Annotated in this window: 12 protein-coding genes; 4 read left to right on the top strand and 8 right to left on the bottom strand. The window is 73.0% G+C overall.

What is annotated here, in order from left to right; translation table 11 throughout:
- Positions 1 to 118: 118 nt before the first annotated feature.
- Genes ACIQM4_RS01830 through ACIQM4_RS01820 form a run of 3 tightly spaced genes read right to left on the bottom strand, consistent with a single transcriptional unit; the run spans position 119 to position 4,033 of the window.
- Positions 119 to 2,503: a xanthine dehydrogenase family protein molybdopterin-binding subunit gene (locus ACIQM4_RS01830; RefSeq protein WP_401584565.1), complete on the bottom strand. Its 2,385-nt coding sequence runs from the start codon at positions 2,501 to 2,503 to the stop codon at positions 119 to 121.
- 4 nt (positions 2,504 to 2,507) lie between these two features.
- The gene (locus tag ACIQM4_RS01825; RefSeq protein WP_401584562.1) at positions 2,508 to 3,137 is read right to left on the bottom strand and encodes a (2Fe-2S)-binding protein; all 630 of its coding nucleotides are present in this window, start codon (positions 3,135 to 3,137) and stop codon (positions 2,508 to 2,510) included.
- Between the two features lie 2 nt (positions 3,138 to 3,139).
- A complete protein-coding gene (locus ACIQM4_RS01820) occupies positions 3,140 to 4,033 on the bottom strand; it encodes an FAD binding domain-containing protein (protein ID WP_401584560.1) in 894 nt (297 codons plus the stop codon).
- 311 nt (positions 4,034 to 4,344) lie between these two features.
- Here ACIQM4_RS01820 and ACIQM4_RS01815 point away from each other — a divergent pair, with 311 nt between their 5' ends.
- Together ACIQM4_RS01815 and ACIQM4_RS01810 are read left to right on the top strand one after the other, a co-directional pair.
- Positions 4,345 to 6,051 carry a PucR family transcriptional regulator gene (locus ACIQM4_RS01815; RefSeq protein WP_401584557.1) on the top strand — a complete coding sequence of 569 codons (1,707 nt, stop codon included), beginning with the start codon at positions 4,345 to 4,347 and terminating at the stop codon, positions 6,049 to 6,051.
- A gap of 173 nt (positions 6,052 to 6,224) precedes the next feature.
- Entirely contained in the window at positions 6,225 to 7,043 is an 819-nt protein-coding gene (locus ACIQM4_RS01810) for a hypothetical protein (protein WP_401584554.1), read from the top strand.
- Positions 7,044 to 7,111: 68 nt separating this feature from the next.
- On the opposite strand, the gene ACIQM4_RS01805 is transcribed toward ACIQM4_RS01810, so the two are convergent.
- Positions 7,112 to 7,759 carry a GntR family transcriptional regulator gene (locus tag ACIQM4_RS01805; RefSeq protein ID WP_401584552.1) on the bottom strand — a complete coding sequence of 216 codons (648 nt, stop codon included), beginning with the start codon at positions 7,757 to 7,759 and terminating at the stop codon, positions 7,112 to 7,114.
- 212 nt (positions 7,760 to 7,971) lie between these two features.
- Here ACIQM4_RS01805 and ACIQM4_RS01800 point away from each other — a divergent pair, with 212 nt between their 5' ends.
- Complete coding sequence (locus ACIQM4_RS01800; RefSeq protein ID WP_401584549.1) at positions 7,972 to 8,850, top strand: (2Fe-2S)-binding protein; 879 nt, start codon at positions 7,972 to 7,974, stop codon at positions 8,848 to 8,850.
- A gap of 254 nt (positions 8,851 to 9,104) precedes the next feature.
- Positions 9,105 to 10,172 carry a DUF2637 domain-containing protein gene (locus ACIQM4_RS01795; protein WP_401584546.1) on the top strand — a complete coding sequence of 356 codons (1,068 nt, stop codon included), beginning with the start codon at positions 9,105 to 9,107 and terminating at the stop codon, positions 10,170 to 10,172.
- A gap of 31 nt (positions 10,173 to 10,203) precedes the next feature.
- Here the strand turns inward: ACIQM4_RS01795 and ACIQM4_RS01790 are convergent, their stop codons facing one another.
- The 4 genes from ACIQM4_RS01790 to ACIQM4_RS01775 form a co-directional block, all read right to left on the bottom strand.
- Positions 10,204 to 10,590, bottom strand: a complete 387-nt coding sequence (locus tag ACIQM4_RS01790) for an ATP-binding protein (protein ID WP_401586033.1) — start codon at positions 10,588 to 10,590, stop codon at positions 10,204 to 10,206.
- A gap of 459 nt (positions 10,591 to 11,049) precedes the next feature.
- Positions 11,050 to 12,792 carry a pyruvate dehydrogenase gene (locus ACIQM4_RS01785; protein WP_401584543.1) on the bottom strand — a complete coding sequence of 581 codons (1,743 nt, stop codon included), beginning with the start codon at positions 12,790 to 12,792 and terminating at the stop codon, positions 11,050 to 11,052.
- Between the two features lie 127 nt (positions 12,793 to 12,919).
- On the bottom strand, positions 12,920 to 15,403 hold the full coding sequence (locus ACIQM4_RS01780; RefSeq protein WP_401584540.1) for a protein phosphatase 2C domain-containing protein: 2,484 nt from the start codon (positions 15,401 to 15,403) through the stop codon (positions 12,920 to 12,922).
- Between the two features lie 134 nt (positions 15,404 to 15,537).
- The gene (locus ACIQM4_RS01775; protein WP_401584538.1) at positions 15,538 to 19,329 is read right to left on the bottom strand and encodes a S8 family serine peptidase; all 3,792 of its coding nucleotides are present in this window, start codon (positions 19,327 to 19,329) and stop codon (positions 15,538 to 15,540) included.
- Between the last annotated feature and the right edge of the window lie 138 nt (positions 19,330 to 19,467).

Raw genomic sequence — 19,467 nt, 5'->3', positions numbered from 1 at the left:
CCCCGGGCGGCGGGCGCGGAGGGAAGTGTGACGTTCCTTGGAGGCAGCGCCGCCCGGGGAGTTCGGGGGGACCGGCCGGGCCCGGGAAGTGGTGGTCCGGGCGCGGGGTCCGACGGTCTCAGGTGCCGGTGAGGTGCTCCGGACGGACCGGGGTGCGGTTCAGTTCGAGGCCGGTCGCGGCGCGGATCGCCGCGAGCACGGCCGGGGTGGAGGACAACGTCGGCGCTTCACCGACGCCGCGCAGTCCGTAGGGGGCGTGCTCGTCGGCCAGCTCCAGTACGTCGACCGGGATGGTCGGCGTGTCGAGGATGGTCGGGATCAGGTAGTCCGTGAAGGACGGGTTGCGCACCTTCGCGGTCCTGGGGTCGACGACGATCTCCTCCATGACGGCGATGCCGAGACCCTGGGTCGTACCGCCCTGGATCTGGCCGACGACCGACAGCGGGTTGAGCGCCTTGCCGACGTCCTGCGCGCACGCGAGCTCGACGACCTTGACCAGGCCCAGCTCGGTGTCCACCTCGACGACCGCGCGGTGCGCGGCGAAGGAGTACTGGACGTGGCCGTTGCCCTGTCCGGTACGCAGGTCGAACGCCTCGGTGGGCCGGTGGCGCCACTCCAGCTCCAGGTCGACGGCCTCCCCCTCCAGTACGTCGACGAGGTCGGCCAGCACCTCCCCGCCCTCGGTGACGACCTTGCCGCCCTCCAGGAGCAGTTCGGCGGTCGCCCAGGCGGGATGGTGGGAGCCGAACCTGGCGCGGCCGAGCTCCAGCACCTTCTCGCGGACGTGCTCGCAGGTGTTCTTGACGGCGCCGCCGGTGACGTAGGTCTGGCGGGAGGCCGAGGTGGATCCGGCCGAGCCCACCTTGGTGTCGGCGGGCTGGATGGTCACCTGTGTGACGCCGAGCTCGGTGCGGGCGATCTGCGCGTGGACGGTGACGCCGCCCTGGCCGACCTCCGCCATCGCGGTGTGCACGGTGGCGACGGGCTCGCCGTTGATCACCTCCATCCGGACCCGGGCGGTGGAGTAGTCGTCGAAGCCCTCGGAGAAGCCGACGTTCTTGATGCCGACCGCGTAACCGACGCCGCGGACGACGCCCTCGCCGTGCGTGGTGTTGGAGAGGCCGCCGGGCAGTGCCCGTACGTCCGCCTGCGCGCCGGCCGCGAGCCACTGCTGCTCGGGCGGCAGCGGCATCGCCTTGACGCGGCGCAGCAGCTCGGCCACCGGGGCCGGGGAGTCGACCGGCTGGCCGGTCGGCAGCAGGCTGCCCTGCTCCATGGCGTTCATCCGGCGGAACTCCACCGGGTCGATGTCCAGCTTCGCCGCCAGCTTGTCCATCTGCGCCTCGTAGGCGAAGCACGCCTGGACCGCGCCGAAGCCGCGCATGGCGCCGCAGGGCGGGTTGTTGGAGTAGAGGGCGAGGGCCTCGATGTCGACGTCCTCGACGACGTAGGGGCCCACGCTCAGCGAGGACGCGTTGCCGACGACCGCGGGGGACGCCGAGGCGTAGGCGCCGCCGTCCAGCACGATGCGGCACTTGAGGTGCGTGAGCTTGCCGTCCTTGGTCGCCCCGTGCTCGTACCTGAGCGTGGCGGGGTGGCGGTGGACGTGCCCGAAGAAGGACTCGAAGCGGTTGTAGCTCATCTTGACCGGCCTGCCGGTGCGAAGCGCGAGCAGACAGGCGTGGATCTGCATCGAGATGTCCTCGCGCCCGCCGAAGGCACCGCCGACGCCGGAGAGCGTCATGCGGACCTTGTCCTTGGGCAGACCCAGGACGGGCGCGATCTGGTTGAGGTCCGAGTGCAGCCACTGGGTGGCGACGTAGAGGTCGACGCCGCCGTCCTCGGCCGGTACCGCGAGCCCGGACTCGGGGCCGAGGAAGGCCTGGTCCTGCATCCCGAAGACGTACTCACCGGTGACGATCACGTCGGCCCGCTGCGCGGCCAGGCCGGCGTCGCCGCGCACGATCGGCTGGCGGTGCACGATGTTGGGGTGCGGGACGTGGCCCAGGTACTCGTCGGTGCGGTTCTCGTGCACCAGGACCGCGTCGGGCGCGGTCGCGGACGCCTCGTCGGTGATGACGGGCAGCTCGCGGTAGTCGACGCGGATCTTCGCCGCGGCGCGGCGGGCCGTCTCCGGGTGGTCGGCGGCCACGATCGCCACCGGCTCGCCGTGGTGGCGGACCTTGCGGTGCGCCAGGACCGGGGTGTCCTGGAGCTCCAGGCCGTAGTTCCTGACCTCGGTGGGCAGGTCGTCGTAGGTCAGGACCGCGCGGACACCGGGGAGCGCGAGCGCCTCGGTGACGTCGATGGAGACGATCTCCGCGTGCGCGGTGGTGGAGCGCAGGGTGTGGCCCCAGAGCATGTCCTCGTGCCACATGTCCGAGGAGTACGCGAACTCGCCGGTGACCTTGAGGGTGCCGTCGGGACGGAGAGTGGATTCGCCGATGCCGCCCTTGGTCCTGGAACCCTGGTCGATGTTCGTGGGGGTGCCGGTGACGCCCATGGTGCTAGACCGTCTCTTCCTGGTGTTCCTGGCGCGCGGCCGCCAGGCGGACCGCGTCGAGGATCTTCTCGTAGCCGGTGCAGCGGCAGAGATTGCCGGAGAGGGCCTCCCGGATGTCCCCGTCGGTCGGGGAGGGGTTGCGCTCCAGCATCTCGTCGGCGGCGACGAGGAGGCCGGGGGTGCAGAAACCGCACTGCACGGCGCCGGCGTCGATGAACGCCTGCTGGATCGGGGAGAGCGCGTCCTGCTCGCCGGTCCTGGAGTCAGCCGTCCGCGGGCGGGGCCCGCCGTCGGCCGGCAACGCCTGCCAGCGCTGGGCCGAGTCCAGGGAGGTACCGCAGGCACCCGGTCCGCACGCGCCCCCCGGGTGTGCGTCCTCGCGGTGCCTAGAGTAGTCGGCGAGGCCCTCGACCGTGACGACCTCGCGGCCCTCCACCTGTCCGGCCGCGACCAGGCAGGCACAGACGGGCAAACCGTCGAGCCGTACCGTGCAGGAGCCGCACTCGCCCTGCTCGCAGGCGTTCTTCGAGCCGGGCAGGCCCATGCGCTCACGAAGGACGTAGAGCAGGCTCTCGCCCTCCCAGACGTCGTCGGCTTCCTGCGGACGGCCGTTGACCGTGAAGTTGACGCGCATGATCAGGCAGCTCCTTCCAGGGTGGCGGCGGCGTTGCCGCGGTACTGCTCCCAGGTCCAGCCCAGCGTGCGGCGCGCCATGATGCCGACGGCGTGGCGGCGGTACTTCGCGGTGCCGCGCACGTCGTCGATCGGGTTGCAGGCGCCGGAGGCCAGCTCCGCGAACTGCTTGGCGACCGACGGCGGGATGATCTTGCCGCTCTCCCAGAAGCCGCCCTCTTCGAGCGCGGCGTTCAGGAAGTCCTCCGCCGTCCTCGCCCGCACCGGCGTGGGGGCGGCCGAGCCGATACCGGTCTTGACGGTGCGGCTCGCGGGGTGCAGTGCGATGCCGAACGCGCACACCGCGATGACCATCGCGTTGCGGGTGCCGACCTTGGAGAACTGCTGCGGCCCCTCGGCCTTCTTGATGTGCACGGCCTTGATCAGTTCGTCGGGCTCCAGGGCGTTGCGCTTGACGCCCGTGTAGAACTCCTCGACGGGGATCAGACGGGTGCCGCGGACCGACTCGGCCTCGACCTCGGCGCCCGCCGACAGCAGGGCCGGGTGCGAGTCACCGGCGGGCGAGGCGGCGCCCAGGTTGCCGCCGACGGAGCCGCGGTTGCGGATCTGCGGCGAGCCCACCGTGTGGGAGGCGAGCGCGAGCCCGGGGAGCTCCACGCGCAGGTGCTCCATGATCTGGGTGTACGGAACGGAGGCGCCGAGAGTCACGTTGTCCTGGCCCACCTCCCACTCCCGCAGCACACCGATGCGGCCCAGGTCCAGAAGGTACTCGGGGCGACGGTGATCGAAGTTGATCTCGACCATGACATCGGTGCCACCCGCGATGGGTACAGCGGTGGGGTGCTCGGCCTTCGCGGCGAGCGCCTCCTCCCAGCTGGCGGGGCGAAGGAAGTCCATGAGTGGCTCTCTCTTCGTGTCGGGGGGCGTCTTTCCAGTCGCTGCCTCCGCATGGTTTCGGACACTGGTTCATGTCCTGTTCATGCGGCGGTGGCCCAAGTACACAAGCCACGAGGTGCCCGGTGCAGTCACCGAAACCATGAAGGAGTTGGCTGGTCGCCCGTCACGTCTTGTAGATTCGAACGAAAGGCGGAGATCAGCAACCTCTCCGTAATTCACAGTTCTCAAAACAGCACAGCTCCCCGGCCACCCCTTTACCGGCCACCCGACACCCCTGCAGACCCACGAAACAGAACGGCGGCGACTCGACCATGCGGCTGCGCGCCCTGCTGGAATCCGATGCGCTCGGCCTGCGCCTTCTGGGCGGCGAGGACGAGCTCGACCGCACCGTGCGCGGCGTCATGACGACTGACCTGCGCGACCCGAGCCGCTATCTCTCGGGGGGTGAGCTGGTCCTCACCGGTCTGGCCTGGCGCCGTTCGGCCGAGGACTCCGAGCCCTTCGTGCGCATCCTCGCCTCGGCCGGGGTGGCCGGCCTCGCGGCGGGCGAGGCCGAGCTGGGCAACATCCCGCAGGACCTCGTCGAGGCGTGCGTGAGGCACCGGCTGCCGCTGTTCTCGGTCACCGAGTCGGTCGCCTTCGCCACCATCACCGAGCACGTCGTACGGCAGGTGTCGGGCGAGCGGGCCGGGGACCTGGCCGCCGTCGTCGACCGGCACCGCCGGCTGATGACGTCGGGCCCGGCGGGCGGCGGCCCCGAGGTCGTCCTCGACCTGCTCACCTCCGACCTGGACCTGCACGCCTGGGTGCTCTCCCCCGTGGGCCGCCAGGTCGCGGGCTCCGACACCCCGCTGCCCCACGGGGTCGGCCCCGCGCTCGCCGCCGAGCACCTGGCGGCCAGCCGCACCGGACGGCGCAGCCCGCACCGGGTGGTGCTGGGCAACATCGCCTACTCCCTCTTCCCGATCCGCACGGCGGGCCGGGGCGCCGACCGGATCGCCGGTACGGCCGCCTCCCGCGACGTCCGCGAGAACGTCCTGTCCGACTGGCTGCTGGCCGTCGAGGCCGACGCGGGAGACTGGCCGGCCGCCCGGCTCGACCTCCTCCAGGGCGTCACCCAGCTGATCGCGGTGGAACGCGACCGCAGGGACGCCGCCCGTACGGTACGGCGCAGGCTCGCCCAGGAGGTCCTGGAGCTGGTCCAGGCGGGCGCCGCCCCCTCGGAAATCGCCGCCAGGCTGCGGGTCGCGGCCCCGGTCCTGCTGCCGGGGCTCGGCGCGGCGCCGCACTGGCAGGTGGTGGTGGCCCGGGTCGAGTGGGAGGGCGGCACGGTGGAGAGCGGCCCGATGGCGCAGGCCCTGCTGGAAGAGATCTTGGTCGATCCCACCATCCCGGCGGACTCGATGGCGTCGGCGGCCGAACCGGCCGACCGCATCGCGGTCGCCCACAGCGGCGAGGAGGCCATCGCGCTCGTGCCGCTGCCCGCCGTCGCGGCCGACCAGCCGGAGGGCGCCGAGGCCCCCGGCCTGCACGCCGAGACCCTGCTGGACTCCGTTCAGGCCCCGCTCTCCGGCGGTCTCGCCGACGACGGCCGGCTGACCCTGGGCGTCAGCGCGCCGGTGCACTCGGCCGAGGGGCTGCGGGGCGCACTGGAGGAGGCCAGGCACGCCCGACGGGTCGCCGCCGCGCGCCCCGGCCGGGTCGCCGCCGCGGGACACCACGAGCTCGCGTCGCACGTGCTGCTGCTGCCCTTCGTCCCCGACGACGTGCGCCGGGCCTTCACCGCGCGGCTGCTTGACCCGCTGCGCGACTACGACCGGCGCCACCGCGCGGAGCTCATCCCCACCCTTGAGGCGTTCCTCGACAGCGACGGCTCCTGGACGCGCTGTGCGGCGCGGCTCCACCTGCACGTCAACACGCTGCGCTACCGGGTGGGCCGGATCGAGCAGTTGACGGGCCGTGACCTCTCCCGACTTGAGGACAAACTGGACTTCTTCCTGGCCCTGCGCATGAGCTGACGAAAAGTAACGGGCAGTCCACCGCGCCGCAACTGCCGCGCGGTGACCGCCCTTTGTGAAAACATTCACCCGGGCCCTTGGCCCCATGCGTCATTTCATGCTGTGATGCGCGCACGACCGCACGTCGAACCGGTCGCACTTCACAGCTCAAAGGCGCGCTCGGGGAGGGCAATGTGGCGGACACCGCCATGTCGGGTTCCACTTCTGACACAGGAGGAACCGGAGCACAGGGGTTCTTCGAGGGGGACGAGGAAGGCGGGGGGCCGCTCCAGACGGCGGTGTGGCGGCTGCGCTCCCGTGGCTGCTGGGGTGACGCCGCCGCACTGCTGGAACCGCACCCCGGCGCGGCCGCCGCCCTCCAGCGGGCCTCACTGCTGGTGGAGCGCTGCCTTTTCACGGAGCACGGCTGGCCGCAGGCCGAGGAGGCACTGCGCAGCGCGGAGGCCCTCGCCAAGGACGACGACGAGCGGGGCAGCGCGGCCTGTGAGCGCGGTCATCTCGCGTACGCCTCCACGGTGCTGGGCGTGCGCGACCGGGCCGACGAGGCCCGTTCCGCGCTCGGCAGGGCGGCGGCCCTGCTGCACCCCGACTCCCCGAACCGCCCGCTCCTGGACTTCCGCCGGGGCCTGATCGCCGAACACCTCTCCGACTCCCCGCAGTCCGCGCGGGCCGCCTACCGCAGGGCGCACGCGGGCGCGGCCACCCACCACAAGACCCTGCTGCTCTCCTTCACCTGGCGCCATCTCGCCGGCCTCGCCCTGCGGGACGGCGAACGGGCGGAGGCACGGCACGGTTTCGCGGAGTCGCTGCGGATACGGGAGGAGCTGGGCTACCTGGTCGGTACCGCACCGGCGCTGGCCGCGCTGGCGGACACGGAGCCGGAACCCGAGGCGAGCAGGCTGCGGGCGGAGGCGGCGCGCCTCTTCCACCTGCTGGACGGCGTTCCCACCTGGCTGGCCGCCCAGCTCTCGCCGCCCGCGACGGCCGTCTGAGACCGGGGCGCCGCGGGGGCCGTCGGGGCCCCGCGCGCCCGGTTCCGGCCGTGCGGCGGTCCCGCCGGCTACTCCGCCCCGGCGAAGTGTTCCCGTACGAGGGAGCGCACGACCGGCAGGTCCTGGTCGATCAGGGCCTCCAGCAGCGCCTGGTGCTCCGCCGCGTCCGCGACCAGGTCCGCCTGGCGCGGCGCCCGGCCGCCCATCGGCGGCCACTGCGCCCGCCGGTGCAGCGCGGCGGCGACGTCGACCAGCTGGGCGTTGCCCGCGAGGGCCAGCACCGCGCTGTGAAAGGCACGGTCCGCCTCGGCGTAGCCGGCCCTGTCCCCTCGCGCCGCCGCCGCGGTGGCCGCCTCGGCGAGGGGACGCAACGCGCGCCAGCGGGCGGGCTCGACCGTGCGGGCGAGCCGGAGCATGACCGGCACCTCGATCAGGGCACGCACCTCGGCCAGGTCGGAGAGGTACGAGGCACAGCGTTCGGTGACCCGGAAGCCCCGGTTCGGGACGACCTCCACGGCGCCCTCCTGGGCGAGCTGCTGCATCGCCTCGCGGACCGGGGTCGCGGAGACCCCGAAGCGGGCGCCGAGCGCGGGGCCCGAGTAGACCTCGCCCGGCGCCAGTTCGCCGCTGACGAGCGCGGCCCGCAGGGCGTCGAGTATCTGTCCGCGCACGGAGTGCCGGACCGGCCGGCCCCCGGACTGCTCCACCTGGTCCACCCTCCTTTGTGCGTACGTTTGTCCGTGGGCAGCCTAGGGTCTGCCCGGCGAGCCGGGCCGCACAGGGGGTGCGCCGCCCTTCGCCAGGTGGCGCGGTGTCGCATCCCGCAGTTCAAACATCCGAATGATCGGGTAAGGTAAGGCTTACCTGCACACCCCGCATGTGTACGTCCGTGCTGCACCCCCCGCGATGCGATTCGGTGGTCCCCTGCATGACCGTCCCCGCCCTCCGGCCGTCCCCCGCCGCGCGTCCCGCCGCCGCCTCCGCCGTGGCGGACTCCTACGCACGCCTCACCGAGGTCTTCCCCTCGCTGGTCGTACGAGAGCTGACGGACCCGGCCGAGCAGGCGCCGCGCGGCGGCGGCTGGGTCGGCGCGGACGAGCTCGCCGCGGCGGGCCCCGCCCTCGACGCGTTCCTGGCCTGGGACAACGCCCAGGTGCTGCGGGACTACGGACAGCAGGCCCGCCCCGACGTGATCGCCAGCTTCGCCCTGCACCGCTACGCCTGGCCCGCCTGTCTGCTGGTGACGGTCCCCTGGTTCCTGCACCGCAGGGTGCCCCGGGTGCCGGTCGAGGACGTGTCCTTCCAACGGGTGCTGGGCCGGATGACCGTACGGGTGAAGGAATTCGCCTGTCTGCCGGGCGACCCGGCGGCGGCGCTGCCCGGCGCCCGGGTGGTCCCCGACGAGGAGGCCCTGCGCGGCGAGGTGCGGGACGCGCTCGCCGAGCACCTGGAGCCGGTCCTGGCGGGCTTCGGACCGCGGATGCGGCGGCGCGGCCACGCCCTGTGGGGCATGGCGACGGACGAGATCGTCGAGGGCCTGTGGTACCTCGCCCACCTGCTGGGCGACGAGCAGCGCGCCATGGCCGAGCTCGAACTGCTGCTGCCCGGCGCGACGGCCCCCTACCGCGCCTCCGCGGGCTTCCGCGAGCTGACCGGGCCGAACGGTGAGGCACTGCCCACCCGGGACCGCGCCACCTGCTGCTTCTTCTACACGCTGCGCCCCGAGGACACCTGCACGACCTGCCCCCGGACCTGCGACGCGGACCGGGTGAAGAAGCTGCTCGCGGAGGCCGTTACTTCCGCCTGACCGCCACGCCACCCGTGCGGGTGGCGCTGCTCGAACCCAATACCGGCCGATGGCGCGGCAGTTCGACTTATTGCCACCTATCCGCATGGTGCGGTCTCCCGATGGCGTTCTCTTGTCCCGAAACCCCTTGTGCGCCTCGCGACGTGAGCCAATATGTCGCCGAAACGCAACTGGCGCGATCCGCCGTCCGCGATCCGTCTCCACGGACGTGGTCGCCGCTGCGCTGACGCAAAGGGACCGCAAAGGGACTCCGCATGAGAATGACCGACATATCGCTGGACTGGCTGCTTCCTGGCGTCGTGATGATCGCGGGTGTCCTGGCGGCGGTCGCCGTGGTCGCACGGGGCCGGCGCGCGGGCGAGAAGGCCGCCGCGGGCAGCGAGGATTCGTGGGAACGCAGCGAGGAGCGGCGCAGAAGGAAGGAGGCCTTCTACGGAAGTGCTTCCTACGTCCTGCTGTTCTGCTGTGCGGCCGTCGCCGCCGCGCTCTCCTTCCACGGGCTGGTCGGCTTCGGGCAGCAGAACCTGAACCTGTCGGGCGGCTGGGAGTACCTGGTGCCGTTCGGGCTCGACGGGGCCGCGATGTTCTGCTCCGTTCTCGCGGTGCGGGAGGCCAGCCACGGGGACGCGGCACTCGGCTCACGGCTCCTGGTGTGGACCTTCGCCGGGGCCGCCGCCTGGTTCAACTGGGTACACGCACCAAGGGGGTTCGGGCACGCGGGTGCTCCGCACTTCTTCGCCGGGATGTCGCTCTCGGCCGCGGTGCTCTTCGACCGGGCGCTCAAGCAGACCCGCCGGGCGGCGCTGCGCGAGCAGGGCCTGGTTCCGCGTCCGCTGCCGCAGATCCGGATCGTCCGGTGGCTGCGGGCACCCAGGGAGACCTTCGGTGCCTGGTCACTGATGCTGCTCGAAGGCGTCAGGACGCTGGACGAGGCCGTGGACGAGGTCCGCGACGACAAGCGGCAGAAGGAGCAGAACCGTCTGCGCAGGCGGGAGCACGCGAAGCTGGAGCGGGCCCAGCTGAAGGCCATCAACCGGCAGCACCGCGCCTGGGGGCGCGGCCGGGGCGGCCGTCAGGTGGACGTGCAGGCGCTGGGCGCCGGCCAGCCGGGCGCGCCGCACGCCGTCGCGGAGCCCGCCATACCGGAACCCGGGCAACTGCCGCTTCGCAACAGGCCCTCCCTGCAGGCCGTGAAAGGCGCCGCAGCGCCCGGGGGCGATCCCCGGACGGTCGACCTGACCGCCGAGGACGACACCCAGGCGCTGCCCCGGCTCGATTCCCTTGAGCAGAAGCTCAAGGACCTTGAGCAGCAGTTCGGTTAGCCGGGACGGTTACCGGGGGCCCGGTCCGGCGTCAGGCGCCGGCCGGGCCTCCGTCCAGTTCGAACCAGACCACCTTGCCGGGTCCGTGCCCCTGCACCCGTACGCCCCAGGCGTCCGCGAGGGCCTGGACCAGGAGCAGCCCCCTGCCGTTGGTGTCCTCGTCACCGCCCGCGGCCACCGGCTCCGGCAGCCGGGACAGGTGGTCGTGCACCTCGACCCGCAGCGTGGACCCGGCCAGGGTCACGTGCAGTTCGGCGTCGCTCTCGGTGTGTATCAGCGCGTTCGTCACCAGCTCACTGGCCAGTAGTTCCGCGACGTCCGCGCACCCCGGGCGCCCCCAGTGCCGCAGCAGCTCACGCAGCGCGTGCCGCACTTCGGGCACCGCGGTCAGGTCGGCCCGCCCCAGTCGCCGCCGCAGCCCGGTGGCTCCGAGGCCCTGCTCGGCCGCTCCGGCCGTCCCGCTCCCCCGTACGTCCGCCGTCCCTGCCCTCGTGTCCGTCAACTCCGCCCGTACGTCCGCCGGTCCGGCCCGCAGGTCCGGCGGGCCCGCGGCCCTTACGTCCGTCGGCGTCGCACGGCCGTGTGGCACCGGACCGGTACGGCCCGGCTGTTGCCCTGTCATAACCCCCACCCACACCCCGGTTCGTCCCCTTCTCCCTCGAACACCCTCACGGAATGAATGCCCCGCTCCGGGAACGGCACTCATTCCCGGCAGGGAGGGCATGAAGACCGAGTGCCGGGGTTCGCCCCATCGCCCGAGGGGCGGCTGCCGTTCCGGGCGTACGCGGTATGCGCCTGGGGCGGCCGGGAAGGCACGACGGCGCCCGGTCCTCGCACGACGGACGGGCCGGGGTGCGGGGGCCGGGCGCCGGGCGGGTCAGGGGCGCGGCACGTTGCGCAGGTTGGAGCGGGCCATCTGGACCATCCGGCCGACGCCGCCGTCCAGCACCACCTTGCCCGCGGACAGGGCGAAGCCCTTCACCTGCTGGGCCTTGATGTGCGGCGGGATGGAGAGCGCGTTCGGGTCGGTCACGACCTCGACCAGGGCGGGGCCCTTGTGCCGGAAGGCGTCCTTCAGCGCCCCGGCCACCTGCTTGGGCTTCTCGACGCGCACCCCGTACGCCCCGCAGGCGCGGGCCACGGCCGAGAAGTCCGGGTTGGTGTTCGTGGTGCCGTACGCGGGGAGCCCGTCGACCATCATCTCCAGCTCGACCATGCCGAGCGAGGAGTTGTTGAACAGGACGACCTTCACCGGCAGGTCGTACTGGACCAGGGTGAGGAAGTCGCCCATCAGCATCGAGAAGCCGCCGTCGCCCGACATCGAGACGACCTGGCGTGCCCGGTCGGCGAACTGGGCCCCGATGGCCTGCGGCAGCGCGTTCGCCATCGAGCCGTGCGAGAAGGAACCGATGACGCGGCGGCGGCCGTTGGGCGTCAGGTAGCGGGCCGCCCACACGTTGCACATGCCGGTGTCGACGGTGAACACCGCGTCGTCGTCGGCCAGTTCGTCCAGAACGGACGCCACGTACTCGGGGTGGATCGGGGTGTGCTTCTCCACCTTGCGGGTGTACGCCTTGACGACGCCCTCCAGCGCGTCGGCGTGCTTCTTCAGCATCTTGTCGAGGAAGCGGCGGTTGTCCTTGGCGCGGACCCGCGGGGTCAGACAGCGCAGCGTCTCGCGCACGTCGCCGCACACCCCGAGTTCCAGCTTGCAGCGCCGGCCCAGGTTCTCCGGCCGCACGTCCACCTGGACGATCTTCACGTCCTTGGGCAGGAAGTCGTTGTACGGGAAGTCGGTGCCGAGCAGGATCAGCAGGTCGCACTCGTGCATGGCCTCGTAGGCGGCTCCGTAGCCGAGCAGCCCGCTCATGCCGACGTCGTACGGGTTGTCGTACTGGATGAACTCCTTGCCGCGCAGCGCGTGCCCGACCGGGGCCTTGACGCGCTCGGCGAACTCCATCACCTCGGCGTGCGCGCCCTCGGTGCCGCTGCCGCAGAACAGGGTGACCTTCTGGGCCCCGTCGATCAGCTCCGTGAGCTTGGCGATGTCCGCGTCACCGGGGCGCACCAGCGGGCGGGAGGTGATCAGGGACTGCTCCAGGGCCTCCTCGGCCACGGCCTCGCCCGCGACGTCGCCGGGCAGCGAGACCACGCCCACACCGCCCCGGCCGACCGCGTGCTGGATGGCGGACTGCACGACGCGGGGCATCTGCTTCGGGGACGAGATCAGCTCGTTGTAGTGGCTGCACTCGTCGAACAGCTTGTCGGGGTGGGTGGCCTGGAAGAAGTTGAGCCCGATCTCGCTGGACGGGATGTGCGAGGCGAGGGCCAGCACCGGGGCCATCGAGCGGTGCGCGTCGAAGAGGCCGTTGATGAGGTGCAGGTTGCCCGGTCCGCAGGAGCCCGCGCAGGCGGCGAGCTTCCCGGTGACCTGGGCCTCGGCGCCGGCCGCGAAGGCCGCGGTCTCCTCGTGCCGGACGTGTACCCAGTCGATGGCGTCGTTGCGGCGAATGGCGTCCACGACCGGGTTCAGGCTGTCGCCGACGACCCCGTACAGGCGCTGGACCCCCGCCTGTACGAGGATGTCGACGAACTGCTCGGCCACCTTCTGCTTCGCCATGACGTGGGCACCCTCTCGGTAGGACAAACTGACGATCTCACCTCGCCTGTCCATGAACCCACGAAATATGCGGTTTTGCCTCCCAGGTATCCCCGTCCCACGGGCCTCCCGGGACCCCCTGGCTCCCCTACTCCTCCCAGACGGCGACCGCCGTGCGGTCGTCCGCGTACCCCTTGACCCGCAGCGTGACGTCCGCGAGGAACGTGGCCAGGCCGGGCGGGGACGGCCGGCCGGCCCAGCGGCGGGTGAGCTCCGCCGCCAGCGCCGGCTCGCCCCGCACCGGTTCCGCGAGACCCGCACTGGCCAGCAGCAGGACGTCACCCGACCGGGCGACCGAGGCACGGAACCGGAAGGGCGAGGTGGGCGGCACGCTGTCCACGTACGGGGAGGGCGGGGTGGTGATGCCGAGGTCCATGGTGAGCCGGTCACCGTCCAGACCCTCCTCGGGCGGCGCACCTTCCACTTCGTCCGCGCCCTGTGCCGGTACGGAGCCGAAGCCGACCACCGGCGCACCCGTGAGGGCGTCGGGGCCGGGCTCCGGGGGCTCGATGTCCTGCCACACCCCGTCGCGCAGCCGGAACAGGCCACCGTCGCCGACGCCGAACCAGATGCGGGTGCGGCACTCCGGGTCGGCGGAGAGCAGTAGACAGCGCAGGTGGGCGGTGTGCTCCTCCGGTTTGAGGCCGAGCTCGGCCGCCTGTGCGCGGAGCTTGCCGTAGCTGCGGTCGGTCAGCCGGTGCAGGCCCGACTTGAGGTCGCCGCGGCGTCCGGCCCTTATGTCCTCGGCCAGCCTGGCGTGACTGCGGCCGACCGCGCCGGCGATCCACCGGCAGGCGTCCGCGGCGGCGAGGTGCGCGCCGTCGGCTGCGCGGACCCCGCTGGCGACGGCAACCAGGACGAGCCCGCCGGGGCCTTCGCCGAAACGGGCGGTGAGCAGGGCGTCGCGGCGTGGCTCGCCGCGGTACCTGGCGGAGTCCCCGCGCACGGACGCGGCCCGCAGGGTGTACGTCCCGTACCGCGCGCCGTCGAGCACGGTGTCCGCGACGAGCCCGTCCAACTGCTGCGGATCGGCGGCCGCGAGCGCGGTCGGCTCGGCCTCGTAGGTGGGCGGACCGTCACCGACGTACCCGAGGAAGGGCCGCGGGGCGGCGGGCGGCGGAGCCGGGGGGCCGGCGGCGGTGGCGCCGCGGCGCGCACCACCTGCGCGACCGAAGCGGCCGGACCGGCCGGCCCGGCCGGCGCCGCCGGGGGCGGGCGCGGTCCCCTGACCACCGCTCCAGGGCGGAAAGGCGGTCGGCAGCGGCGGAACGTCGCGCAGGGGTCCGTCGGCACGGGGATCGGTGACGGCGGCCGAGGTGGGTGCGGGGGTGGGGGCGGCCGGGGGCGCGGGTTCGGCTGCGGGTGCGGGTGCGGGTGCGGGGTCAGGTTCGGCGTGGACGTCTGGTTTCGCGTCGGCGTCGGGCCTCGCGTCCGCCGGGTCTGCGGCCTCGGTGGGATTCGCCGTGGCGCCGGAGGGCTGGGTCGACGGTGCACCCGCGCCGGGGGCCGGACTCGTCACCGTCGTCGCGTCCGGATCGGGATCGTTCGGCGGCACGGACCGAAGCCCCGGTTCGTCCCACAGGCGACGGGTGCGGTGGCGGTCCTGACGGGCACCGGGGGCGCCTGGCGGACCGGGCGGCGCAGGGGGCGGGCCCCAGGTCGATGAGGCGGCCGACGTCTGGTCCGTACGCGATGCGCCGTCCGCCCTCCCGAAGGGAAACGCCGACACGTCCGCCGCGCCGGACACGGGCTCAGCGGGCGGCACGGGCGTCACGCCCGACACGGGCACCGCGGGCGGCGCAGGTGGCACAGGTGGCACAGGCTGCGCAGGTGGCACGCGTGGAGCGTGCGTTCCCGCCCGTTGCGCCGTGCTCGCGTCCGTGGGTTCCGCGGCCTCGGCGGGCCCCTCTTCGGGGCGCGCGTCCTGGAGGTCGGGGCCGGGGTCGAGGTCGAGGACGGGGCCGGGGTCGGGCTCGGGGTCGGCCCCGCTCCCCCACTCCGACCAGTCGGCGCGGCCTGCCGTGCCCGCCTCCCGTTCCGCGCCCTCGCCGCGATCACCCTCGGCTCGGCCAACTCCCTTTCTGCGGCGCGGGGCCGGCAGCCAGGCGTCCCAGGCGCCGGACCGGTCCTGGGCGGGATCCGGTTCCGGCGCCGGGGGCCCGTCGACGGCATGGCCGCCGGGCGGGGACGGCTGCTCCAGGGCTTCGGGGCCGCCGGACGGGGGTGGCTGGTCCAGATGTTCCGGAGGCTCCGGGGGCTCCGGGGGCTCCGGGGGCTCCCACGGCGCGCGGGGGCGCGGGCCTGCGAAAGGGCCGTGGCGGCCCGGGAGTCCGGGCCACCCGGGTTCGTCGCGCGGTGGCTGTGCGGGCGGTGCCGGTGGTGCCGGTGGTCCCGGCGGTTCCGGTTTCTCCTCCGGCCGCCGGCCGGAGATCACGCCGGGCACCGAGTCGAAGTGGTCGTCCACGGTGCGGTCCTGACCCGGCTCCGGGTCGGTTTCCGGGGTGGCCTCGTCGTACAGCCTGTCCCACCAGTCGTCCTCGGCGTGCGTGCGCCGCTCCCCCTGCTGACTCATGCCCCTATTGTCCACCGCTGAGGCGATTCGGAAACGGGGCAGGACGAAAAAAGGGGCCCGCCGGGCGACCCCACCCCCCACGGGAAGGGTGTGCCCGGCGGACCGGTCGTGGCGTGTGCGCGGGTGACGTACGGCTAGCGCACGTCGTAGGCGCGGACCACGAGCTGGGTGACGGAGTTGCCGTGCGTGTCCGTCAGTTCGGTCTTGAGCGTGACCGGCTTTCCGGCCGCCCCCGCATGGTCGACGACCGCGGTCCAACTGCCGCCCGACTTGACCACCTTGGACTCCGTCCAGGTCGCACCGTCGTCGTAGGAGTAGGACAGGGCGGCCGTCTTGATCGCGCCGGGTGTGTAGCCGGCGTGCCCGGAGGCACTGAGCGTGATCTTCTGGCCGTTCGCCGCGGGGAGCGTCTTCAGACCGTCAGCCGCCACGCCGTAGCGCGGGAAGATGATCGGGAGCGGCACGGAGTAGGTGTCCTCGTCCAGTTGCGAGATGAACTTCCAGGTGGTGCTGACCGCGGTCGAGCGCTTCCACCCGGCAGCGGGCAGTCCGATCTTCCGTACCTCCTGGCTGAGTTCGTAGGTTCCCTTCTCCGCCGGGACCTCGAAGACTCCGCTCGGCCAGCCGGAGTCACCGATGAGCTCACCGTCGCGCTTGAGACTGAGCGAGCCGATGTCACCGAAGCTGCCCTGGACCGCCCAGTGTTGGCTGTCGCCCCACATCGCGTCGGCGAAGCCGATGAGGTTGCCCTGGCGTTCGGAGACCAGCACCGGCTTGTCCTGGTCGTCGCGCGGGGCGGTGGGGGCGACGACTCCGTCGTACCAGGAATCGGTGAGCCGCTGCCCGGAGCGCAGCACCCGGTTCGGGGCGACCATCAGCTCACCGAACGGGAAGCTGCTGCTCAGCGTGCGGCCCCAGCCGGAGCCGTCGGCGCTGTAGAGATCGGTGCGCCTGCCCGGGGCGGGTACCGGGTCGGCGAGTGCGGAGAGAAAGACCCGGCTGCCGTCCGGACGCAGCGCGTCGACGGATTCGATGAAGTCACCCGCGACGCCCATGGACCCGAGGCCGGACTCCACCGCGGCCAGCTTGCGGTCCGAAGTTCGGTAGTTCCGGGCCGACTTGAGGGGGCCCTCCTCCTGGAAGGCGAGGTTGTAGACGTACGGGCTGCGGGCGGTGCCCTGCCAGTCGAGGGTGACGGCGCCCTGCGCGGTCCTGGCCTTGAGGTCCTTGCCCTCCGCCGCGGGTACGGCGAGGAGGGGAATCACGGACGAGCCGGTGAGTCCGGCCGACGGGTACCAGGTGCCGGCGGACGGGCGGTACGTCAGCACGGTCAGTGCCCCGGCGTCGCGGGCGTTCTTGGCGAGCGCGCTCAAGTCGGGCGCCGTGTCCGGTACTTCGACGAGGGCGATCCGGCCCTTGGGGTCGGCCGCCTTGAGCTCCTGCACGGTGCCCTTGCCCGCGTCGACGACTGCGGCGCTGCCCCTGCCGTCGAGGTTGACCGAGCCGGTTCCGCCGGTGACGGCGTGCAGGGCAGGGCCGCCCCGTACCGCCAACCGGTCGAGGAGCGGGGCGTACAGCCGCCAGTAGCTGCCGAACTCGAAGTCGCCCTTGGTCGCGCGGCCCTGGACGTCGGCGAAGTAGCCGGTGACGCCGCGTCCCGCGCTGACCGTGCCGGAGTGCCGCCAGGTGTTCTTCCAGGAGCGGTTGAAGGCGAACGTGGTGCTGCGCCGCTCGCCGGGCCGGTCGGTGCTGACGTTCAGCCGGTGGGCCTTGCGTGCGTCGAGGACGACGGTGGTGTCCTCCTTGACCTCCAGCTGCGGGTGGGCCAGGTAGCTCAGCGAGCCCACGGCCCGCCCGGTGGCGTCACCGGCGTCGGGCGTGGTCACGAAGGAGGAGAGGAAGTACGAGCCGGGCCTGACCTCGTAACGCTGTTCCGCCTGACCGTCGTTGGAGCGGATCTCGCCGCTCTCGTCGTCGGTGCCGATGACGTCGAGGGTGCTCGGCCCGGCAGCCGGCCTGCCCGCGCGGTCGATGAGCTTGACCCGCAGGGTGACCGTCCGGGGCTGCACGTACAGCGAGAACGGGGTGGAGACGGTGAGGCCGCCGCGCGCGGTGGCCAGCACCCGGCCGGTGACGTCGCCGTACTGGGCGCGGTCGAGGCGCGCGGACGGGTCGAGGGTCAGCGGCACCTGGACGGTGGCGCGGGCCGGGACGGTGACCTGGTCCTTGCCGAGGCGCGCGATCCGCGAGCCGATCCGGGAGCCGTCGTTGCCGGTGGGCTGCTGGAGGGTGAGGTCCAGGGTGACCGGGCGGTCGGTGACGTTGGTGTACGGCACGTCGACGACGGTGCGGTCGCTGCTGTGCTGCGGCCAGTTGAAGGTGCCGCCCTGGACCGCGGGGGCGCCGGTGACCTTGTTGCCGAGCGCGGCCTTGATGTCGAGGCGCCCGCCGCCGGTCTCGCGCACGTCTCCCGGGACGACCTTCGCGGAGGAGACCAGGGCCGCCTTGATCTGCTGGGCGGACCAGTCGGGGTGGGCCTGCTTGACGATGGCGGCGGCGCCCGCGACGTGCGGGGCGGCCATCGACGTACCGGACATGGCCTGGTACGCGTACACGCCCCGGCCGCCCGCGGCCGCGGCGGAGATGGCGACGCCGGGGGCGGCGATCTCCGGCTTCAGGGTGTGGCCGGTGACGGACGGGCCCCGGCTGGAGAACGGGGCGGTGGAGTCGTCGCGGTCGACGGCGCCGACGGTGAGGACACCCGGCGCGCAGCCGGGCGAGGACACGGAGTTCAGCCGCGGGCCCAGATTGCCGGCGGCCACCACGAAGAGCGTCTGCCTGCTCTTCGCGAGTTCCTCGGCCGCGACGCTCAGCGGGTCGGTGCAGTCGGTGGGTTCGGGGCTGCCGAGGCTCATGGAGACGACGTCGGCCCGCTGGTCGACGGCCCACTGCATGCCCGCGATGATCCACGACTCGGCGCCCGAACCACCGTCGTTGAGTACCTTGCCGTTGAGGAGCTCGGTCCCGGGGGCGACGCCCTTCATCCTGCCGCCGCTCGCCGCGCCGGAGCCGCCCACGGTGGAGCTGGTGTGGGTGCCGTGCCCCTGGACGTCCCCGGTACCGGCGGAGTCGGTGAAGTTCTTGGCCGCGGCGATCCGGCCCGCGAGGTCGGGGTGCTCCGCGTCGGCGCCGGTGTCGAGGACGGCGACCTTGGTGCCCTTGCCGTCGAGTCCCGCGGCCCACGCCGACGGCGCGTTGACCTGCTTGGTCGACCGGTCGAGCGTGCCGGCGACCTTGCGGTCGAGCCACAGCTTGGCGAGGCCGGAGGCGGCGCGCGAGCGGACGTTCGTGACGTCGGCCCAGAAGTCGGCGGCCTTGGCCTTGTCCGCCTTGAGGGCGACACCGCCGACGGGCGCCAGGACCGTACCGCGGGTCGCCGCGCGCGGGACCGGGGGCAGGGCACGGGAGACGTTCACGGACTTGTCGTACACGGCGATCAGCGGCAGCGACTTGACGTGCGCGTCGTCGTAGCCCTGCCTGATCAGCCCGGAGACGTTGAAGAGTTCCCGGTCCACGCGGCCCGACGCGAGGGCGCCGGCCGCCGCTTCGGGGAAGACGTACAGGTCCTTGGCGCGCCCGGAGGTACGGGTCTGCAGGAGCGGCACCGTGCCGTCCGGGCCCGGCAGCGCGGTGGCGGCCTCCGCGGCCCCCGAACTCCCCTGCCGCACCTGCACCTTGTCGCCTGTGACGAGGGTGACGACGACGGCCTTGGCCGCCCCGTCGCCCGCCTTCGCGGCTCCGGCGATCGGTCTCTTCCCTGCCGCCGGGTCCGTGGGCACGGAGGCTGCCACGGACGGGGCGACCGCGGTGACGGCGAGGACGGCGGCGGTGGCCGCTCCCAGCGCCGTGCGCGATATCGGACGCATCTTGCTCCCCAGGTCGGTCCAGCACGATCCAAGTCGGCCCGGTCCACGGGCTGATGACCGGTGGCGACAGGTTGGCAGAGGTGCAGGTGGTGCGGTGATGATGTAGTGAGGCGGGTTTGTGCCGTGGCTCATTCCCGC

The organism is Streptomyces sp. NPDC091272 (assembly GCF_044757485.1).
GTDB lineage: Bacteria > Actinomycetota > Actinomycetes > Streptomycetales > Streptomycetaceae > Streptomyces.
Note: the sequence above shows the minus strand (reverse complement) of the source record. Positions and strands in the feature narration are given on the sequence as shown.

Bases quoted from the DNA above. Each gene is read 5' to 3' on its own strand.
- ACIQM4_RS01830 (WP_401584565.1), bottom strand. From the start codon at position 2,503: ATGGGCGTCACCGGCACCCCCACGAACATCGACCAGGGTTCCAGGACC.
- ACIQM4_RS01825 (WP_401584562.1), bottom strand. From the start codon at position 3,137: ATGCGCGTCAACTTCACGGTCAACGGCCGTCCGCAGGAAGCCGACGAC.
- ACIQM4_RS01820 (WP_401584560.1), bottom strand. From the start codon at position 4,033: ATGGACTTCCTTCGCCCCGCCAGCTGGGAGGAGGCGCTCGCCGCGAAG.
- ACIQM4_RS01815 (WP_401584557.1), top strand. From the start codon at position 4,345: ATGCGGCTGCGCGCCCTGCTGGAATCCGATGCGCTCGGCCTGCGCCTT.
- ACIQM4_RS01800 (WP_401584549.1), top strand. From the start codon at position 7,972: ATGACCGTCCCCGCCCTCCGGCCGTCCCCCGCCGCGCGTCCCGCCGCC.
- ACIQM4_RS01795 (WP_401584546.1), top strand. From the start codon at position 9,105: ATGAGAATGACCGACATATCGCTGGACTGGCTGCTTCCTGGCGTCGTG.
- ACIQM4_RS01785 (WP_401584543.1), bottom strand. From the start codon at position 12,792: ATGGCGAAGCAGAAGGTGGCCGAGCAGTTCGTCGACATCCTCGTACAG.
- ACIQM4_RS01780 (WP_401584540.1), bottom strand. From the start codon at position 15,403: ATGAGTCAGCAGGGGGAGCGGCGCACGCACGCCGAGGACGACTGGTGG.
- ACIQM4_RS01775 (WP_401584538.1), bottom strand. From the start codon at position 19,329: ATGCGTCCGATATCGCGCACGGCGCTGGGAGCGGCCACCGCCGCCGTC.